Source organism: Amycolatopsis melonis (assembly GCF_040064235.1).
GTDB lineage: Bacteria > Actinomycetota > Actinomycetes > Mycobacteriales > Pseudonocardiaceae > Amycolatopsis > Amycolatopsis melonis.
Genome location: NZ_JBDZYD010000014.1, coordinates 237,182 through 255,925 on the forward strand (window position 1 = coordinate 237,182; position 18,744 = coordinate 255,925).

At 71.5% G+C, this 18,744-nt stretch carries 16 protein-coding genes and 1 riboswitch; of the genes, 9 read left to right on the plus strand and 7 right to left on the minus strand.

All coding sequences use genetic code 11. The features are described from left to right. Positions 1-5 precede the first annotated feature (5 nt). Positions 6-1,040 (plus strand): DNA polymerase IV, encoded by a 1,035-nt coding sequence (locus ABJI51_RS34150; RefSeq protein ID WP_348955217.1) that lies wholly within the window; start codon positions 6-8, stop codon positions 1,038-1,040. A 164-nt stretch (positions 1,041-1,204) separates the two neighbouring features. Here the strand turns inward: ABJI51_RS34150 and ABJI51_RS34155 are convergent, their stop codons facing one another. Then, positions 1,205-1,855, minus strand: a complete 651-nt coding sequence (locus tag ABJI51_RS34155; RefSeq protein WP_348955218.1) for a TetR/AcrR family transcriptional regulator — start codon at positions 1,853-1,855, stop codon at positions 1,205-1,207. A gap of 89 nt (positions 1,856-1,944) precedes the next feature. Between ABJI51_RS34155 and ABJI51_RS34160 the strand changes: the two genes are divergently transcribed. The 4 genes from ABJI51_RS34160 (at position 1,945) to ABJI51_RS34175 (ending at position 5,311) form a co-directional block, all read left to right on the plus strand. Further along, positions 1,945-2,829 carry an AurF N-oxygenase family protein gene (locus ABJI51_RS34160; protein ID WP_348955219.1) on the plus strand — a complete coding sequence of 295 codons (885 nt, stop codon included), beginning with the start codon at positions 1,945-1,947 and terminating at the stop codon, positions 2,827-2,829. A 42-nt stretch (positions 2,830-2,871) separates the two neighbouring features. Continuing rightward, positions 2,872-3,354: a GNAT family N-acetyltransferase gene (locus ABJI51_RS34165; RefSeq protein ID WP_348955220.1), complete on the plus strand. Its 483-nt coding sequence runs from the start codon at positions 2,872-2,874 to the stop codon at positions 3,352-3,354. A 32-nt stretch (positions 3,355-3,386) separates the two neighbouring features. Further along, positions 3,387-3,466: riboswitch (S-adenosyl-L-homocysteine riboswitch) on the plus strand. A gap of 86 nt (positions 3,467-3,552) precedes the next feature. Further along, complete coding sequence (ahcY, locus tag ABJI51_RS34170) at positions 3,553-5,013, plus strand: adenosylhomocysteinase (protein ID WP_348955221.1); 1,461 nt, start codon at positions 3,553-3,555, stop codon at positions 5,011-5,013. 142 nt (positions 5,014-5,155) lie between these two features. Continuing rightward, positions 5,156-5,311, plus strand: a complete 156-nt coding sequence (locus tag ABJI51_RS34175; protein ID WP_004559113.1) for a hypothetical protein — start codon at positions 5,156-5,158, stop codon at positions 5,309-5,311. Positions 5,312-5,670: 359 nt separating this feature from the next. Here the strand turns inward: ABJI51_RS34175 and ABJI51_RS34180 are convergent, their stop codons facing one another. Further along, positions 5,671-5,880 (minus strand): hypothetical protein, encoded by a 210-nt coding sequence (locus ABJI51_RS34180; protein ID WP_348955222.1) that lies wholly within the window; start codon positions 5,878-5,880, stop codon positions 5,671-5,673. A 172-nt stretch (positions 5,881-6,052) separates the two neighbouring features. After that, positions 6,053-6,952 carry a non-homologous end joining protein Ku gene (ku, locus tag ABJI51_RS34185; RefSeq protein WP_348955223.1) on the minus strand — a complete coding sequence of 300 codons (900 nt, stop codon included), beginning with the start codon at positions 6,950-6,952 and terminating at the stop codon, positions 6,053-6,055. A 223-nt stretch (positions 6,953-7,175) separates the two neighbouring features. On the opposite strand from ku, the gene ABJI51_RS34190 reads away from it, so the two are divergent. The 4 genes from ABJI51_RS34190 (at position 7,176) to ABJI51_RS34205 (ending at position 12,866) form a co-directional block, all read left to right on the plus strand. Beyond that, positions 7,176-7,835, plus strand: coding sequence for a TetR/AcrR family transcriptional regulator (locus ABJI51_RS34190; RefSeq protein ID WP_348955224.1), 660 nt, complete (start codon positions 7,176-7,178; stop codon positions 7,833-7,835). Then, positions 7,829-9,562 carry an ABC transporter ATP-binding protein gene (locus tag ABJI51_RS34195; RefSeq protein ID WP_348955225.1) on the plus strand — a complete coding sequence of 578 codons (1,734 nt, stop codon included), beginning with the start codon at positions 7,829-7,831 and terminating at the stop codon, positions 9,560-9,562. Before ABJI51_RS34190 ends, ABJI51_RS34195 begins: the two co-directional genes overlap by 7 nt. After that, the gene (locus ABJI51_RS34200; protein ID WP_348955226.1) at positions 9,559-11,571 is read left to right on the plus strand and encodes an ABC transporter ATP-binding protein; all 2,013 of its coding nucleotides are present in this window, start codon (positions 9,559-9,561) and stop codon (positions 11,569-11,571) included. Before ABJI51_RS34195 ends, ABJI51_RS34200 begins: the two co-directional genes overlap by 4 nt. Before the next feature lie 224 nt (positions 11,572-11,795). After that, on the plus strand, positions 11,796-12,866 hold the full coding sequence (locus tag ABJI51_RS34205; RefSeq protein ID WP_348955227.1) for a DNA polymerase ligase N-terminal domain-containing protein: 1,071 nt from the start codon (positions 11,796-11,798) through the stop codon (positions 12,864-12,866). Between the two features lie 24 nt (positions 12,867-12,890). On the opposite strand, the gene ABJI51_RS34210 is transcribed toward ABJI51_RS34205, so the two are convergent. The 4 genes from ABJI51_RS34210 to ABJI51_RS34225 all read right to left on the minus strand — a co-directional run bounded on the left by ABJI51_RS34210 (position 12,891) and on the right by ABJI51_RS34225 (position 18,451). Then, positions 12,891-14,342 carry an MFS transporter gene (locus tag ABJI51_RS34210; protein ID WP_348955228.1) on the minus strand — a complete coding sequence of 484 codons (1,452 nt, stop codon included), beginning with the start codon at positions 14,340-14,342 and terminating at the stop codon, positions 12,891-12,893. A gap of 93 nt (positions 14,343-14,435) precedes the next feature. After that, the gene (locus tag ABJI51_RS34215) at positions 14,436-14,813 is read right to left on the minus strand and encodes an SPW repeat protein (RefSeq protein ID WP_348955229.1); all 378 of its coding nucleotides are present in this window, start codon (positions 14,811-14,813) and stop codon (positions 14,436-14,438) included. 87 nt (positions 14,814-14,900) lie between these two features. Continuing rightward, entirely contained in the window at positions 14,901-15,410 is a 510-nt protein-coding gene (locus ABJI51_RS34220; protein ID WP_348955230.1) for a hypothetical protein, read from the minus strand. 101 nt (positions 15,411-15,511) lie between these two features. Then, positions 15,512-18,451 (minus strand): AfsR/SARP family transcriptional regulator, encoded by a 2,940-nt coding sequence (locus ABJI51_RS34225; protein WP_348955231.1) that lies wholly within the window; start codon positions 18,449-18,451, stop codon positions 15,512-15,514. Positions 18,452-18,744: the final 293 nt, after the last annotated feature.

The following is an 18,744-nucleotide window of genomic DNA, read 5'->3' on the forward strand; positions in this document are numbered from 1 at the left end:
GCCCTGTGAAATGGGTCCTGCACGTCGATCTCGACCAGTTCATCGCCGCGGTCGAGATCGCCCGACACCCGGAGCTGGCGGGCCGGCCCGTCGTGGTCGGCGGCAACGGCGACCCGGCCGAGCGTGCCGTCGTCGCGACCGCGTCCTACGAAGCCCGCGAGTTCGGCATCCGCTCGGGCATGCCGCTGCGGATCGCGGCCAAGCGCTGCCCGGATGCGGTGTTCCTGCCCAGCGACCCGGACGCCTACCTCGAGGTGTCGGCCCGGGTGATGGCGGTCGTGCGGGAGTTCCCGGTCGTGGTGGAGGTGCTGGGCTGGGACGAGGCGTTCGTCGGCGCCGAGACCGGCGATCCGGAGGCGCTGGCCGCCGCGATCCGCGCGGCGATCGCGGAGAGGACGGGGTTGTCCTGCGCGGTCGGGATCGGGGACAACAAGCTGCGGGCCAAGCTGGCCACCGGCTTCGGCAAGCCGGGCGGGATCTTCCGGCTGACCCAGGAGAACTGGTGGGAGGTCATGGCCGCCCGCCCGCCGGACGCGCTGTGGGGCATCGGCGGCAAGACCACGAAGAAGCTGGCCGAGCTGGGCATCCGCACGGTCCTGGACCTGGCGGGCGCGGACGCGGAGGAGCTGGCCGCGCGCTTCGGCCCGAAGGCGGGCCCCTGGCTGCGCCTGCTCGGCGGCGGCATCAGCGACGCCGACGTCAGCGCGACCCCGTACGTGGCCCGTTCCCGCAGCCGCGAGACGACCTTCCAGCGCGACCTCACCGACCCGGCGGAGCTGGCGGCGGAACTCTCGGCGCTGGCGAAGCGCGTCGCCAAGGACGTGGCGGAGGAAGGCCGCCCGGCGGCCAGGGTGGCGGTCAAGGTGCGGTTCGTGCCGTTCCTGACCCACACGCACAGCATCACCCTGCCCGAACCGACGTCGGACGCCGCCGAGATCGACCGCGCCGCCCACGAGGTACTCGGCATGTTCGAGCTGACCCGGGCGGTCCGGCTGCTGGGGGTGCGCGCGGAGTTCCCGCGGGAGGACCAAGAGTCCTGACCACTGGGGTGGTCTGCCGCGGCTTGTCGTGTGGGGGGTTCACCGGAGTTTAAAAATTAAACACACACACCCACCCCCGCCGCGGCCGGTGGTCTCCGGGGTTTGGTGTTTTGGGTTTACTGTGTTTCTAACACTGTTACGCACTCACGACACCCGGAGCTGGGTCAGCCGAGGCCGTCCGGCAGCGGCAGCGGGCGGTCCGGGTCCAGCTCGACCCCGCCCGCGCGCAGCGTGTGGTCCAGCATCGCCCAGATCGTCCCGGTCAGCTGGCCGGTCAGCTGGGCGCGGCTGAGCGCGCCCGGGTGGTCGAGCCAGCGGGTCGTCGCCGACTCGACGTAGCCGACCAGGCCGAACGCCATCGTGTCGGCCGGGGCCGGGTCCAGGCCGAACGCCGTCAGGTAGCCGGTGAACAGCCTGCTCAGGTGGCGGGCGATCGCGCCGCGCAGGTCGGGGCCGTCCGGGACGCCGCGGGCCAGGTAGCGGTGCAGGGCCGCGTGCTCGGTCAGCCAGCGCAGGTGGGTCGAGATCACCGTCGCGATCATCTCGTTCGGGGACCCCTCCGGGTGCCACAGCGGCGCCAGCTCGGCCGTCACCAGCTCGGCGGCCCGCTCGGCGATCGCCCGCCGGAGGTCGGCCGCGCCGTCGAAGTGCCGGTACAGGCGGGTGCGGGCGACGCCGGCGCGCTCGGCGATCTGCTCGGTCGAGACGTCCGGGCCGTGCTCGGCGATGGCCGCCAGCGCCGCGTCGACGAACTCCGCGCGCCGCCGTTCCTGCTGGCCCGCCCAGCGCGCCGCCCGCCCGTCGACCTTGGTCACGGCGAAAGCCTACTCACCGGCCGCGCACCGGTGTTACGCTGCCGGATGTAAGTAGTACACCGTGTACCCCCTACTTGCCGGAGGGTTCCATGAGCGTCCAGGACCAGGACGTCACCGCGGCTCGCCTGCTCAAGAGCTCCGCGAAGAACTCCTACGACCCGTACGTCGACGTCGACTGGGACGCGCCGCTCGCCGAAGGCAAGGCGTACATGCCGCTGGAACGCGTTTCCCTCTACGGCACGGACCTGTGGGCGAAGCTGACCCCGGAGCAGCGGATCGAGCTGTCCAAGCACGAGATCGCCAGCATCATGAGCGTCGGCCTGTGGTTCGAGATCGTCCTGATGCACCTGCTCGCCCGGTACGTCTTCGACCTCGACGCCCGCACCGAGCACGCGCAGTACGCGCTCACCGAGATCGGCGACGAGACGCGGCACTCGGTGATGTTCGCCCGCACCGCCGAGCGGCTGGGCGTCCCGCGCTACGGCGTCCCGAAGGTCGTGCACCGCGCGGCGAAGGTGTTCGGCGCGACCGCCTCCGGGCCGTCGATGTTCGCCAGCGTGCTGGTCGCCGAGGAGACCACCGACCGGCTGCAGCGGTCGATGATGGACGACGACAGCATCCAGCCGCTGATCCGCTCGGTCAACCGCATCCACGTCGTCGAGGAGGCGCGGCACGTCCGGTTCGCGAAGGAAGAGGTGCTGCGGGAGACGCCGAAGCTGTCGAAGGCGGCGCTGCGGCGCCACCGCGTGCGCACAGCACTGGTCGCCTACGGCGTCGTCGACGCCATGGTCGACCCGCGGATCTACCGCAGCGTCGGGATCGACCCGCGGGCCGGCCGCGCCGCGGCGCTGGCGAACCCGCACTTCCACGAAACGCGCCGGTGGATGGCGGAGAAGATCGTGCCGTTCCTCCGCGACGCCGATCTCATCGGCGGCCGGTCCGAGGCGATCTGGCGGCGCGCGCACCTGCTCTGAAATCCCCTCGCGCGCCACCTGCGGTTCGGCCAGGATGCCCCGGTGATCACGATCAGGACCGCCCGCGCCGGCGACGACGCCGTGCTCGCCGAAATCGACGAGCGCACCTGGACCCCGGCCGTGTCCCCGGCACCCGCGCCGCCGCCCGGCACGCCGTTCTTCGACGACGGCACGCGGCCGGAGAACGTCCTCGTCGCCGAGCACGACGGCGTGGTCGCCGGGTACGTCCGGCTCGACGAGGGGTTCGGCATCCCGGCCCATCGGCACGTGCTGGTGCTCGGCGGGCTCGCGGTCGCCCCGGACCGGCAGGGGCAGGGCATCGCGCGGCAGCTCGTCGACGCCGCCGTGGCCGAAGCCCGGCAGCGCGGCGCGCGCAAGGTGACGCTGCGCGTGCTCGGTCACAACACCGCCGCCCGGCGGGTCTACGAGCGCTGCGGTTTCGTCGTGGAAGGCGTGCTGCGCGGGGAATTCCGCATCGGCGGCGCCGACGTCGACGACGTCCTCATGGCCCGTTCGCTCGCTTGACAGCTTCGCGGCGGCTTTGCCATCCTGGTCGCCGGGCCGAGAGGCGCTGCGACGGAAACGATTTCCGCCACGCTCGGCCCGCGCGATCACGAACCAAGGGCGCCTCCTGCGAGGGAGGTGTCCTTTTTTGCTGCCCTGCCAGGGCTTTGCGGCCTCCCGCGCACTACCGCAACCGGCCGTAGAGAAAGAGCCCGAACCATGAGCGACAAACTGCAGACGCGCAACGGCCTCGACTTCGCCGTCGCCGATCTTTCCCTCGCCGACGCCGGCCGCACCCAGCTGCGGCTGGCCGAGCACGAGATGCCCGGCCTGATGGCGATCCGCCGCGAATACGCCGCCGCGCAGCCGCTGAAGGGTGCCCGCATCGCCGGGTCGCTGCACATGACCGTGCAGACCGCCGTGCTCATCGAAACCCTGGTCGCGCTCGGCGCCCAGGTGCGCTGGGTGTCCTGCAACATCTTCTCCACCCAGGACGAGGCCGCCGCGGCGGTCGTCGTCGGCCCGGAGGGCACCGTCGACGCCCCGGCGGGCACCTCCGTGTTCGCCTGGAAGGGCGAGACGCTCGAGGAGTACTGGTGGTGCACCGACCGGCTCTTCAGCTTCCCCGGCGGCGAGGCGCCGAACATGATCCTCGACGACGGCGGCGACGCCACCCTGCTCGTCCACAAGGGAGCCGAGTTCGAGGCGGCGGGCGCGGTGCCGCAACCGTCCGAAGAGGACTCCGAGGAGTACCGGATCGTCCTCGAAACGCTGCGCGCGAGCCTCGCCGCCGACGGCAGCCGCTTCACCCGCATGGCCAAGGAGATCCGCGGGGTCACCGAGGAGACCACCAACGGCGTCAAGCGGCTCTACAAGCTGGCCAAGGACGGCGAGCTGCTGTTCCCCGCGATGAACGTCAACGACTCCGTGACGAAGTCCAAGTTCGACAACAAGTACGGCATCCGGCACTCCCTTGTGGACGGCCTGAACCGGGCCACCGACGTGATGATCGGCGGCAAGCGCGTCGTCGTGTGCGGCTACGGCGACGTCGGCAAGGGCGCGGTGGAGGCGCTGCGCGGCCAGGGCGCCCGGGTCGCGGTCACCGAGATCGACCCGATCTGCGCGCTGCAGGCGGCCATGGACGGCCTCGACGTGGTGGAGCTGGACGACGTCGTCGCGACCGCCGACATCTTCATCACCACCACCGGGAACTTCGGCATCATCTCCGCGGACCAGATGAGCCGCATGAAGCACAACGCGATCGTCGCCAACGTCGGGCACTTCGACAACGAGATCGACATGGCCGGCCTGGCGAAGCTGCCCGGCGTGGTGAAGAAGGAGATCAAGCCGCAGGTGCACGAATGGACGTTCCCGGACGGCCACGCGATCATCGTGCTGTCCGAGGGCCGCCTGATGAACCTGGGCAACGCGACCGGGCACCCGTCGTTCGTCATGTCGAACTCGTTCACCAACCAGGCGATCGCGCAGATCGAGCTGTTCACCAAGCCCGGCGAGTACGCCACCGATGTCCACCGCCTGCCCAAGCACCTGGACGAGAAGGTGGCCCGGCTGCACCTCGACGCCCTCGGTGTGAAACTCACCAAGCTGACGAAGGCGCAGGCCGAGTACATCGGCGTCGACGTCGAAGGGCCGTACAAGCTCGATCACTACCGGTACTGACCCCGATCGCATCGGTATCGATCCAAGGTTGCTCCATTCGCCGTAGTTTGGTTTATCGGGAAACTGGCCATCCTCCGGACGAGAGCGCATCCGCCCGGCCGGCACGGAGCCGGGCCGGGTCTCATGCGAAGGAGTGTGTCAAGTGATCATTCTCGGTGTGATTCTCCTCGTCATCGGGTTCATCGTGGGCATCCCGGTGCTGTACACCATCGGCATCATTCTTGCGGTGGCCGGCGTGGCACTGGCCATCCTGGGCGGCACGGGCCGCCGGATCGGTGGCCGGGCGCACTGGTACTGATCCCGAAGACTCCGCGACGGCCTGGCGCGCCGGCAGCAATGCCGGTGGCGCCAGGCCGTTCGGCCGTCTGCGGCGAATAGCGCCGGAAATTCCCGGAATTCCGGCGCGTCGCCGGAAAGAAACACGCCACCGGGCGGAAATGGCGATCGCGCACCCGGGGCGGGAAAAGTAAGGGTCCTCCGGCTCCGAGGGGGAGGGAGAGCCGAAGGACCCCGTTATTGTTAGCACACTGCCAAGCCGGTGTACACGGCTGCATACACGATCGTGTTACACGCTTGACGCCGTCCGGGCACCGTGCAGGCCTTCCCGCCGGGCAGGGAAACCCGGCAGGAAGACCCGCACGCATCCTGGCGGGAGGCTCAGGAAACCTGACGCAGCAAGGCCTTTCCCGGCAAGGCGGCGCAGGCGCAGCCGCCGCCGAGCGCCTGGCAGTCGACGATCAGGGCATGCCGCACGCGGTCACCGTCCCGGCAGGACGGATCGGTGCACTCGGCGAATCCGCCTTCCGGGTGCACCACGAGCGTGCCGTGGCAGTGATCGATCCGCGCGTCGCACGACGAGCACTCCATGACCGGGCCACCTTTCCGCGATCGTGCCCTCCTTGGTACCACCGGAAAGCAGCGGATCGCGGCACGGCGGCGGCGTGTCGGCACAGTCACCCGTCCGTGACCCCGCCGGTCGTGTGTGGTAATTCGGGTTAGACCGCGAATTACCACCCACGACCAGCCGCGGCAGATTCGCTCAGGCGGACTTGGGTGCCCGCTTCCGGGCCGCGGGCTTCTTCTTCGCGGCCGCCGGCTTGGCGTCCTCATCGGACTCCCCGGACCCGCCAGAGGCGTCCGAAGAGGACGCGGCGGACTGCCGCGACTTCTTCGCCGCGTCGACGCTGGCCTGCAGCGCCGCCATCAGGTCGACCACCTCGGCCTTGGCGGTGACCGCCGCCGGCTTGGTCGTCTGCTCCCCCGCCACCTTGGCCTCGATCATCTCCTCGAGGGCCTCGCGGTAGTGGTCGTGGTACTTCTCCGGCTCGAACACCGGCTCGGCCAGCGACTCGATCAGCGAACCGGCCATGGACAGCTCCTGCGGCCGGATCTGCGGCGGGTCGTCGCGCAGGAACGGGAAGTCGGGCTCGCGGACCTCGTCCGGCCACAGCATCGTCGTCATCACCAGCACGTCGGCGTGCACCCGCAGCACCGCCATGCTCTCCCGCTGCCGGACCGCCACCTTGGCGACCGCGACCTGGCTCGACTTGTGCAGCGCGTCCCGCAGCACGACGTACGGCTTCACCGCGTTCTTCTGCGGCTCCAGGTAGTAGGTGCGGTCGTACTGGATGGGGTCGATCGACTCCAGCGGCACGAACTCCAGCACGTCGATCGTGCGCTGGGTGGGCAGCGGCAGCTCGGCCATCTCGGCGTCGGTGAGCACGACCATCTCGCCGTCGGGCAGCTCGTAGCCCTTGGCGATCTCGGCGTACGGCACTTCCTGGCCGTCGAGGGTGCAGAACCGCTTGTACTGGATGCGGCCGCCGTCGGCCTCGTGGACCTGGCGGAGGGAGACGTTCTTGTTCTCGGTGGCCGCGTACATCTGGATCGGGATGCTCACCAGCCCGAACGACACCGAGCCCTTCCACATCGCCCGCATGCCACGTCCCTCCGGAGTCCGCCTTCACGCTACGTAACTACGGTAGCCCGAATCGTCCCCGGGCGACAGTCCGATCGGGACCCCTGCCAGGTATTTCTCCCACCGTGCTCGCGGAGCGCCACATTCGTCCGATCGGGTGACAGGCGGACACGGCAAGCTCGGACAAACTTGCGTGGGAGGCACTTTTTTGCGTGGCACGCAACTTTCTGGCTAGACTGCGCCCATGCCGCCGGAAGAACCACCGAAGCTGACGCTGCGCGAGCGGAAGAAGCGGGAAGCCCGCCGGGCACTCGGGCAGGCCGCGCTGCGGCTCACCCTGGAGCGCGGGCTGGAGAACGTGCGGGTGGAGGACATCGCCAACGAGGTCGGCGTCTCCCCGCGCACGTTCAACAACTACTTCTCCAGCAAGGAGCAGGCGGTCTGCTCCTTCGTCGAGGACCGGCACGAGGGGATGCGCGAGGCGCTGCTGGCCCGGCCGGAGGGCGAGCCGCTCTGGGAGTCCGTCAAGCAGGCCGTGCTGACCCAATATTCGCGTGAGGGCGAGCCGGATCGGGCGTATGTTGCGCGTATCCGGGAGCTGATGGGCCAGCTCGCGCTGCGTGGGGAGTTCCTGCGGTCCCACGCGGCGGTCGAGCAGGTCCTGGCCGAGACGATCGCGAAACGGGTGGGCGGTGTGGACCACCTGCTGTGCCGGCTGATGGCAGCCTCGGTGGAAAGTGCCGTCCGCGTCGCCTTCTTCAACTGGTTCACGACCGAAGGCGAGCTGCTCCTGCCGACCCTGGAGCGGCTGCTCGACGAGCTGGCCACCGGGATGCCCACCCTGACCGGCGGTGTACCGAAACCCGAACCGACCACCACCACACTGGGGGAACCGTTGTGCTAGTCAAGCTCCTGCGCAGCCACCTGCGCCCGTACTCGGGCACGCTGTGGGTGATCGTCGGCCTGCAGCTGGTCCAGACGATCGCCATGCTCTACCTGCCGACGCTGAACGCCGACATCGTCGACAACGGCCTGATCAAGGGCGACATGGACTACATCCTGCGGGTCGGCGCGGTGATGCTCGCCGTCACGCTGGCCCAGATCGCCGGCTCGATCGGCGCGGTGTACTTCGGCGCCCGCACGGCGATGGCGATCGGCCGGGACATCCGCGCCGGCGTCTTCCACCGCGTGCAGGACTTCTCGGCCCGCGAGGTCGGGCAGTTCGGCACGCCGTCGCTGATCACCCGCACCACCAACGACGTCCAGCAGGTCCAGATGCTGGTCCTGATGACGCTGACGCTGATGGTGTCGGCACCGATCATGTGCGTCGGCGGGATCATCCTGGCGCTGAACCTCGACGTGCCGCTGTCGTCGCTGCTGCTGGTCATCGTGCCGGTGCTGGCGGTCGCGGTCGGCACGATCATCGCGAAGATGCGCCCCGCGTTCCGGCTGATGCAGGAGCGCATCGACCGGATCAACCAGATCCTGCGCGAGCAGATCATGGGCATCCGCGTCATCCGGGCCTTCGTGCGCGACAAGCACGAACGGGAACGCTTCGACGTCGCCAACGACCAGCTGCTCACCGTGTCGCTGCGGGTCGGGCGGCTGATGGCGCTGATGTTCCCGATCGTGATGCTGGTCATGAACGCCTCCAGCGTCGCGGTGCTGTGGTTCGGCGGGCAGCGCATCGACTCCGGCAGCATGCAGATCGGGGCCATGACGGCGTTCCTGTCCTACCTGCTGCAGATCCTGATGGCCGTCATGATGGCCACGTTCATGTTCATGATGGTGCCGCGCGCGGAGGTCAGCGCCGAGCGGATCAGCGAGGTGCTCGACACGCCGTCGAGCGTCCGCCCGCCGGTGACCCCGGTCCGGCCCGGCGCGGTACACGGCCACCTGGAACTGTCCGGTGTGGAGTTCCGCTACCCCGGCGCGGAAAAGCCGGTGCTGTGCGACATTTCGCTGGTCGGGCGGCCGGGCGAGACCACGGCGGTGATCGGGTCGACGGGCACCGGGAAGACCACGCTGCTCAACCTCATCCCCCGGCTGATGGACGCCACCGCAGGCACGGTGAAGGTCGACGGCGTCGACGTCCGCGACCTCGACCCGGCGGTGCTCGCCCGCGCGGTCGGGCTGGTGCCGCAGAAGCCGTACCTGTTCGCCGGCACGGTGGCGAGCAACCTGCGGTACGGCAATCCGGACGCCACCGACGAAGAGCTCTGGCACGCGCTGGAAGTGGCGCAGGGCAAGGACTTCGTCGAGGCGATGCCCGAAGGGCTGAACGCGCCGATCGCCCAAGGCGGCACGAACGTCTCGGGCGGCCAGCGGCAACGGCTCGCGATCGCCCGGATGCTGGTGCACAAGCCGGAGATCTACCTGTTCGACGACTCGTTCTCGGCACTGGACTACGCGACCGACGCGGCGCTGCGCCGCGCGCTGGTGGCGGAGACGAAGGACGCGACGGTGGTCATCGTGGCCCAGCGGGTCAGCACCATCCGCAACGCCGACCGCATCATCGTCCTCGACGAGGGCCGCGTCGTCGGCACCGGCACCCACCACGAACTGTTCGACGGCAACGAAACCTACCGGGAGATCGTGCTGTCCCAGCTGACCGAGCAGGAGGCGGCATGAGCACCACGGAATCGCCGAAGGCCGCCGTCACCGACGCGGGAGAACGGCCGACCGCCCAGCGGCACCGCAACACCGGGGCCGCGGCCGCCGGGCCCGCCGCCCGGTTCATGGGCGGCGGCGCGCCGCCGGAGAAGGCCCTCGACTTCAAGGGTTCCCTGAAGCGGCTGCTGCAGCTGCTCAGACCCCAGCGGGCCGCGCTGATCGGGGTCCTCGTGCTCGGCGCGGCCAGCGTCGCGCTGACCGTGATCGGGCCGAAGATCCTCGGCCAGGCCACCGACGCCATCCTCGCCGGCGTGCTCGGCAAGCAGGTGCCGCCGGGCGTCACGAAGGAGCAGATCGTCGCCGGGCTGCGTGCCCGCGGCGAAAGCACGCTCGCCGACATCTACAGCCGCGTCGACCTCGTGCCCGGCGTCGGCATCGACTTCCACAAGGTCGGGCAGATCCTGCTGCTGGTGATGGCGCTGTTCGTCATCTCGTCGTTCTTCGGGCTGATCCAGGCGCGGCTGACGACGACGCTGGTGCAGCAGGCGGTGTACCGGCTGCGCGAGGAGGTCGAAGCCAAGTTCGCGCGGCTGCCGCTGAAGTACTTCGACCGCCAGCCGCGCGGCGAGGTGCTTTCCCGCGTCACCAACGACATCGACAACCTGGCGCAGTCGCTGCAGCAGACGCTGTCGCAGATCGTCTCGTCGCTGCTGACCGTCGTCGGCGTGCTGATCATGATGCTGCTGATTTCGCCGCTGCTGGCGCTGATCGCGCTGCTGACGGTGCCGGCGTCGGCGATCATCGCGGCGAAGATCGGGAAGCGGGCGCAGCCGAACTTCATCAAGCAGTGGTCGACGACCGGCAAGCTCAACGCCCACGTCGAGGAGATGTACACCGGGCACTCGCTGGTGAAGGTGTTCGGCCGCCGCGAGGAGTCGGCGGCGATCTTCGACAAGCAGAACGAAACCCTGTACCAGGCGAGCTTCCGGGCGCAGTTCATCTCCGGGATGATCCAGCCGGCGATGATGTTCATCGGCAACCTCAGCTACGTGCTGGTGGCGGTGATCGGCGCGCTGCGCGTCGCGTCGGGCAACCTGACCCTCGGCGAGGTGCAGGCGTTCATCCAGTACTCGCGCCAGTTCAGCCAGCCGGTCACGCAGATCGCCAGCATGGCGAACCTGCTGCAGTCCGGCGTCGCTTCGGCGGAACGGGTGTTCGCGCTGCTGGACGCCGAAGAGCAGGAGCCGGAGCCCGCCACGCCGCAGCGGCCGTCCCCGGTGCGCGGGCGCGTCGAGTTCCACGACGTGTCGTTCCGCTACCTGCCGGACAAGCCGCTGATCGAGAACCTGTCGCTGACCGTGGAACCCGGCCAGACGGTGGCGATCGTCGGCCCGACTGGCGCGGGCAAGACGACGCTGGTCAACCTGCTGATGCGGTTCTACGAGCTGGACAGCGGGAAGATCACGCTCGACGGCGTCGACATCGCGAAGATGAACCGCGAGGAGCTGCGCGACCAGACGGGCATGGTGCTGCAGGACGCGTGGCTGTTCGGCGGCACGATCGCGGAGAACATCGCCTACGGCGCGGACAACCCGAGCCGCGAGGAGATCGTCGAAGCGGCGAAGGCGACGCACGTGGACCGCTTCGTGCGGACGCTCCCGGACGGGTACGAGACGGTCCTCGACGACGAAGGCGGCACGGTCAGCGCGGGCGAGAAGCAGCTGATCACGGTGGCGCGGGCGTTCCTGGCCAAGCCGGTGATCCTCATCCTGGACGAGGCGACCAGCTCGGTCGACACGCGCACGGAGGTGCTGATCCAGCGGGCGATGAACTCCCTGCGCAGTGGCCGCACGAGTTTCGTGATCGCCCACCGCCTGTCGACGATCCGCGACGCGGACGTGATCCTGGTGATGGAACACGGCCGGATCGTCGAGCAGGGCGACCACGAGACGCTGCTGCACAGCGGCGGCGCGTACGCCCGGCTGTATGCGGCACAGTTCGCCGAAGCGATGGCGGAGACGGACTGACGGGCTGACCGGCGTGGGGGGGGGGGGCCCCCGCCGGGGGGCGGGGGGCCGGCCGGGCCCCCCCCCCCCCCCCCCCCCCGCCGAAGCTCGGGTAGGCGGTCTGCCGCAGCTTGTCGTGAGTGGCAATTCGGCACGTGAATGAGCCGTTGAGGACGTCCCGGCCCCGTCGGCGGCCGCACCCGGTAGCCTGGAAGCTCCCGAGCGGAAGGGGGACCGGGGCGGCCATGGCCGACAGACTCGAGGAATACCGCGGCAAGCGTGCTCGCGACCGCACTCCCGAACCCTGGCCGGACGGCCCGCCCGAGCCGGGCGCGAACGACCTCTTCGTCATCCAGGAACACCACGCCACCCGCCTGCACTGGGATTTCCGGCTGGAGCGCGACGGCGTGCTCGTTTCGTGGGCGGTGCCGAAGGGCCTGCCGCGCTCCCCCGGCGTCACCCGGCTCGCCGTGCACACCGAAGACCACCCCATGGAGTACCTGACCTTCGAAGGCGAAATCCCGAAGGGCGAATACGGCGGCGGCCGGATGACGGTGTGGGACACCGGGAAGTACGAAACGCTGCACTGGAACGACCACAAGGTCGAGGTCGTCTTCCACGGCACGCGGGCGCGCGGCAAGTACCTGTTCCTCAACCGGCACAACCCGGACGACGACAAGGACTGGACACTGCGCCGCCTCGACCCGGCCGACGACGGCCACCAGGACTCGCCGGAGTTCCTGGAGCCGATGACGGCGGAGCCGGGCGAGCTGCCCGCCGATGACGACGACTGGGCCTACGAGTTCGCCTGGGGTGGCCTGCGCACCATGCTGCTGGTCTGCGGCGGGCGCGTGACCGCGCACGACGACACCGGCGCCGACGTCACCGGCCGCTACCCCGAGCTGCACAAGCTGGGCGAGCAGCTCGGGTCCATCGAGGTGCTGCTGGACGGCGAAGTCGTCGTGGTGCGGGACGGCAAGCCGTACCCGGCAGGCCTCGACGAGCGCCGCCGGGCCGACGACTCGACCGCGAAACGGCTCAAGACGAGCTGCCCGGTCTTCTTCTTCGCCTCGGACGTCCTGCACCTCGACGGCAGGCCGACGCTCGACCTGCCGTACACGAAGCGCCGCGAGCTGCTCGACGGCCTGGGCATCGAGGACCGGCACTGGCAGCTACCGCCGTACTACCGCGGCGGCGGCGAGGCGGTCGCGGAGGCCAGCCGCCAGTACGGCCTGCCCGGCATCGTCGCGAAACGGCTCGACAGCCCGTACCGGCCTGGCGGCGGGCCGGGCGACTGGCTGCTGATCGCGAACTGAACCGGCCCGGGCAGCAGGACCGGCTCAGTGCATCCGCGGCACAGCCGCCAGCGTCCCGCGGTGCGCCCGGCGCAACAGCACGAACGCCACCACCACGCCCGCCGCGCCGAATCCCGTGCAGGCGGCCATGCCCGCGTGGAATCCGGCGAGCGCGCCTGACGGGCCGGGGGTTGCCGCCATGTTCGCCGCGATGATCGTCGACACCACCGCCACCCCGAGTGCGCCGCCGATCTGGAACGCCGCCACGTTGATGCCCGACGCGATGCCCGCGTCGGCCGGGGTCACGCGGTTCAGGGCCGCCGCCGCCAGTACCACCGGGCCGATGCCGAGCCCGAGGCCGAACACCACCAGCCCCGGCAGCACCGTCGTCAGGTACCCGGCGCCGGGCGAGATGCCGATCAGCAGCGCGCTGCCGGTCCCGAGCAGCACGAACGCCGCGACGGCCACCGGGCGGACAGTCATCCGGGCCAGCGCCTTCTGCGCCGCGTAGGCGCCTGCGACACACGCGATCGGCATCACCGACTGGCTGAGCCCGAACCGGATCGGCGTGTAGCCGAGCACGCCGAGGGAGTACTGCGACAGCACGACGGACATGCCGTAGGCGAGCATCGCCATCAGCACCGTCAGCAGGTTGCCGCCGAGCACGATCGGCGAGCGGAACAGCCGCGCGGGCAGCATCGGCGCCGCCGACCGCCGGTCGACCGCGATCGTCACGCCGATCAGGGCCGCGAAGACCACGGCGAGCCCGAGGACGGGGAAACTGGTCCAGCCCAGCGTGGGCGCCTCGACGAGCAGGTACACGAGCAGGCCGAGCGACGCCGTGCTGAGAACCGCGCCCGCGACGCCGAGCGAGCGCTGCGCGGAGGCGTCCCGGCTTTCCCGCAGCAGCACCGGGCTCAGCACCAGCATGAGGACCGCGACCGGCACGTTGACGAAGAACAGCGACGGCCACCCGAACCAGCCGAGCAGCGCCCCGCCGAGCAGCAGCCCGATCGTCGCGCCCATCGCGGCCAGCGCGGACCACGCGGCGAACGCCCGGTTCCGTTCCCGGCCTTCGGGGAACATGTCGGTGAGGATCGCCAGCGCGGTCGGCGCCATCAGCGCGGCCGAAACGCCGTGCAGCGTCCGGGCGACGAGCAGCAGCGGACCGGCGGTGGCGACCGCGGACAGCACCGACACCGCCAGGAACAACGCGGTGCCGAGCATGAACACCCGGCGGCGGCCCAGCAGGTCCGCGGCCCGGCCGCCGAGCAGCAGCAGCCCGCCGAAGGTGAGCAGGTTCCCGGACAGGATCCACTGCGCCTCGACCGGCGAAAGCCCCAGATCGGCGGCGATCACCGGGACGCCCATGATGACGGCCTGTGCGTCGAGGATGACCATGAAGTTGGCCGTGCAGAGCAGGACGAGCGCCGCCCACCGGCGGGGATCCGCGGGGCGTGCGGCCACCTGTGGCCGCGCCGATTCTGCGAGAGTCATCCGCGCTCCTTGTGCCGATCCGACTCGGGTGCGCCCCGACGGTACGAATCAGGAGGCGGTCAGCTCTTCTCTCCCGCTGCGTAAGTGCCCGGGTCAGTCGCGGCGGACGAGCGCCGCGGCACCGGCCACCAGAACCACCGCGCCGGCGACAACGTTGCCGGTGAGCGCGGCCGCCGACGGCGGCGTCTCCCCCGGATGATCCAGCAGCCACGGCGAAACCGCCGCCCAGGCACCCAGCACCGGGATGACCCAGCCGAGCAGCCGGACCCGGCGTGTCGCGGCCCTGGCGATCGCCAGCGCGACGAGGACCAGGCCGACGAGGGTGTTGCTCAGCGCGAGCACGCCCGCGCCGCCGAAACCGGTGACCCAGGGCGCGAGCACGAGGTAGAGACCGGCCAGCAGGACCAGGCCCGCCGCCACGCCGAGCACGACGCTGCGCTGCCGTGCGGCCGGAACGTTGTGGGTTGTCATCTCTTCACCTCCACCCGGAGAGGTACCCGCCCGTCGCACCGGGTAACCGGGGCCTGCCCGCCGCCCTCGAAGCGGGCAGGCCCCGGCTCAGCAGCCGCAGGTGTAGTAGGTGATGTCCCAGTGGTTTCCCTCGTCGCAGTAGAGGTTGCCGGAGGCGGCCTTCCACTGCGGGTAACCGTCGCCGCGCAGGCCGATGTAGCCGAAGTTGTTCTTGATGTAGGCGTCGATGCAGCTGTTGTGCGAAATGTCGACCTTGTAGCCGTTCCAGTGGCTGTAGGTGCCGGACGCGTGCCCGGTCTCCGTGCCGCCGGTGATGTTGATGGCGCAGCCGCTCGCCCGCTTCAGCGTGATCACCCCGCTGACCGTGCTCTGGTTGATCTGCTCGTACGACGTGCACGTCGAGTTGTAGCGGTCCGTGCAGCCGCCGCTGGACGAGTGGGTCACCCCGGCCGCCGACAGCTGCGACGCCGCCTGCGCCTGCGTGAGCTTGGTGACCTCGACACTCGCCGACGCGGTGCCGATGGTCGCGGACACCACCGTCGCGGCCGAAGCGGCCAGCCCCAGTGCCACCCGCGCGAGCATTCGTTGTCCCCGCATGCCTTGCCTCCTCGCCTGCGTTGCTCCGACGGCGGTGAGCCAAAACGGGACGGCCATAACTTCGCCAAACACCGCCGCCGGATCCGGCGGCGGTGGCGGGGTCAGCTCCTGATCTTCGTCAGGACTTCACGAGCCCGGTCGCCTGCCGGGGAAGCACTGCTGACGGCGTTCAGCTCCCGCAGCGCCCGCAGCTCCCACAGCGGGAACCCCAGTTCCCGGAACAGGTCCGCCGCGGTGCGCAGCAGCCGGGCCGCGTCCGGCGCGGCGCCCTCCGCCGCCCGGGTCCGGCCGAGGCCGAGCAGGACGTACCCGGCACCGCGACGGTCACGCAGCTCCCGGAACACGCCCATGGCGGTCAGGAAGTGCCGCCGCGCGCCTGCCGGATCGCCCGCGCGGCGGCGGGCTTCGCCGAGGCTGCGGTGGGTGTAGGCGGCAGCGTGCCGGTGCCCGATCTGCTCGAACAACGCCAGCGAGCGCGTCAGGCACCGTTCCCCGTCGGCCGGTTCGCCCGCCTCGGTGTGCAGGTCGCCGAGGCTGCGCAGGACGTGGGCTTCCCAGTGCCGTTCCCGCGTCCGGACGGCGCCGCCGAGCGCGGCGGTGAGCAGGTCGGCCGCCCGGTCGCAGCTTCCGTGCCGGCGCAGGACGTCGGCGTAGCGCTTCGCGGCCTGGTCGTGCCAGCGGCCGTCGTCGCAGTCCCGGGCCAGCAGCATGCTGGCCTCGAAGCTCTCGACGGCACGCCGCACGTCGCCGACGTCCTCGGCGAGCGAGCCCAGCTGCGCGGCCACGGCGGCCTGCCCGCGCCGGTCCCCGCACTGCCGCAGCAGGTCGAGGGCTTCCCGCAGCTCGGCCTCGGCGGCCTGCGGGTCGCCACCGTCGAGGTGGACGTCGGCGAGCGCGGCCAGCACGACCCCGGTGCGGCGCGGGTCGGCCAGCCGCCGGAAGCGGTGCTCGGCCATGCCGAAGTAGGTTCGCGCGGGCCGCCACCGGCCGTGCTGCCAGTGCACGGCACCGAGGTTGTACAGCTTTTCGGCTTCGGCCCGCGGATCGTGACGCCGCCGGGCGGCGGCCAGGCCCAGCACGGAAACGGCGCGGGCGGTGTGGCCGAGCCACGGGCTGCCCGCCAATGCGGTGCAGGCGTCGGCGAGCCGTTCGGTCAGTTCGTGCCAGCCGCGGGCCCCCGCGAGCCGGACGGCGGCGGCGAGGTGGCCGGTCTCCGCGGCGGGGTCGGCGGCGAACCGCCGCAGGACCGCCGGGTCGGGCACGGGCAGATCGGACGCGGGACGGCCGCGGACGTGTTCGGCCAGCGCCAGCGCGGTTTCGCAGGCCCGGCGGAGCGCGACCGGGTCGGGTTGAGCGGCCTGCTCGGCCAAGGTGAGACGGACGAGCGGGGCCACCAGCCACCCCGTCCCGGCGACGTCGAGCAGCTGGACCGTGGCCAAGGCGTCGAGCCGGTCGCGGGCCTCCGCCACGGGCCGGTCCAGCAATGCCGCGGCGCACCAGTCCGGGACCGGTCCGTCGAACGCCGCCAGCAACCGCAGCAGCGGCACCTCGGCCGGGTTCTCCCGCAGCGCCGACGTCACCACCGCTCGCACGCTCAGCTCCCCAGCCGTCAGCTCGTCGAGACGGCGGCGGTCGTCGGCCAGCCGCGCCGCCAGGTCCGCGACACGCCGGTCCGGCCGGGCCGCGAGCCGCACCCCGGCGATCCGGACCGCCAGCGCGAGCCCGCCGCAGTACTCCAGAACCTGGTGTGCCGCCTCACCTTCCGCCGCCAGCCTCGGCTCCCCCGCGATCGCCGCCAGCAACGCCCAGGCGTCCTGTGTGGACAGTGGACCCACCGCAACCGGGCGCGCGCCGCAGAGACCGGGCAGTTCCCGACGTGTGGTCACCAGCGTCGCGCAGCCGGGGCCGCTCGGCAGCAGAGCCCGCACCTGGGCCTCCGACGCGGCGTCCTCGAGGAGCACCAGGAGCCGCCGGTCCGCGGTGTAGCTGCGCCACAACCCCGCCAGCCCGGCGCGGTCGGCCAGTTCCGGCGGCGTTGCGCCGAGCGAGCGCAGGAATCCCGTCAGCACGCTCGCCGGCTCGGCGGGTGTCCCGTCGCGGCCGCGCAGGGAAGCCGTCAGCTGCCCGTCGGGGAACCGGCGACGGGCCCGCCACGCCGCCTGGACGGCCAACGCGGACTTCCCGACGCCCGCCGCGCCGTGCAGTACCACCGGTGCCGGGCTGCGCAACGCGCGTCCGACGACGGCGAGTTCGGCCGCGCGCCCGGTGAAGTCGGGCACCGCGGGCGGCAGCTGGGCGGGCGGGCCCGGCGTCGTCCACTCCGTGCCGGCGACCCGGCGGTACACCGCGACGAGGTCCGCGCCCGGCCAGACACCCGCTTCCTCCCAGAGCGCCCGCCGTGTCCGGCGCAGCACCTCCAGCGCCGCCTCGCGGCGGCCGACCGCGCCGAGCGCGTCCGCGAGCCGGGCGGCGAACCGCTCGTCGGCCGGGCGCGCCGCGACGACCGGGCCGAGCCGCTCCACGACCGACCCGCCGTCGCCGTCGGCGAGTTCCAGCTCGACCAGCTGCAGCAGCGCCGCCGAGCGCCGGTCCTCCAGCCACAGCTTGTGCGCTTCGAGCAGCGGGCCGCCCGCGACGTCGGCGAACGCGTCCCCGCGCCAGCACGCCAGTGCCCGGTCGAGCGCCCGGCGCCGCTGGGCGCGGTCGTCGGCGCCGGCGGACAGCAGCGTCAGGAAGTCGTCGGCGTCCAGCTCCCCCGGCTCGACGGTCAGCGCGTAGCCCCGCGGCCCGGACCGCAGCCGCTGCCCGGCCTCGGCGGCCCCGAGCCCGGGCGAGAGCGTCTTGCGCAGCTTCGACACGGTGACCTGGACGACGGCCGCGGCACTCGGCGGCGCACCGTCCGGCCACAGCTCGTCGATCAGCGTGTCGCGGCCGACGAACCGGCCGGCCCTGGCGAGCAGGACGGCCAGCAGCCGCCGCGGCTGGGCCGCCGACGGCAGCGGGACGGAGGCCGCCAACGGGCCGAGCACCTGGAACCGCACGGCTCCACCCCACCCGCGCAATCACCCGGCCGGGAACCCCGCTCACCCGGATGGCCGACGACGTTCGCCCCGCGCGCGTGCTGAAAGGGACGATCCTGGCGTCTGATGCGACGAAAGTCCCGTTCGCTGCACCGCATGAGACGAAAGCGCCTTTCAGCCCACCGGGCACACCCCGCGGGCGCCCTGCTCGGCCGGGTGGCCGGGGCCGCCAGTCCGCGGTCGTGGGGGGGGGGTGGGGGGGGGAAACAGGTTACCCCCCACCCCACACCCCCGGCCCCCCCCCCGCCGGGGCG

Coding starts and splice junctions, on each gene's coding strand:
- ABJI51_RS34160 (WP_348955219.1), top strand. CDS start 1,945: ATGAGCGTCCAGGACCAGGACGTCACCGCGGCTCGCCTGCTCAAGAGC.
- ahcY (WP_348955221.1), top strand. CDS start 3,553: ATGAGCGACAAACTGCAGACGCGCAACGGCCTCGACTTCGCCGTCGCC.
- ABJI51_RS34180 (WP_348955222.1), bottom strand. CDS start 5,880: ATGGAGTGCTCGTCGTGCGACGCGCGGATCGATCACTGCCACGGCACG.
- ku (WP_348955223.1), bottom strand. CDS start 6,952: ATGCGGGCGATGTGGAAGGGCTCGGTGTCGTTCGGGCTGGTGAGCATC.
- ABJI51_RS34190 (WP_348955224.1), top strand. CDS start 7,176: ATGCCGCCGGAAGAACCACCGAAGCTGACGCTGCGCGAGCGGAAGAAG.
- ABJI51_RS34200 (WP_348955226.1), top strand. CDS start 9,559: ATGAGCACCACGGAATCGCCGAAGGCCGCCGTCACCGACGCGGGAGAA.
- ABJI51_RS34205 (WP_348955227.1), top strand. CDS start 11,796: ATGGCCGACAGACTCGAGGAATACCGCGGCAAGCGTGCTCGCGACCGC.
- ABJI51_RS34210 (WP_348955228.1), bottom strand. CDS start 14,342: ATGACTCTCGCAGAATCGGCGCGGCCACAGGTGGCCGCACGCCCCGCG.
- ABJI51_RS34215 (WP_348955229.1), bottom strand. CDS start 14,813: ATGACAACCCACAACGTTCCGGCCGCACGGCAGCGCAGCGTCGTGCTC.
- ABJI51_RS34220 (WP_348955230.1), bottom strand. CDS start 15,410: ATGCGGGGACAACGAATGCTCGCGCGGGTGGCACTGGGGCTGGCCGCT.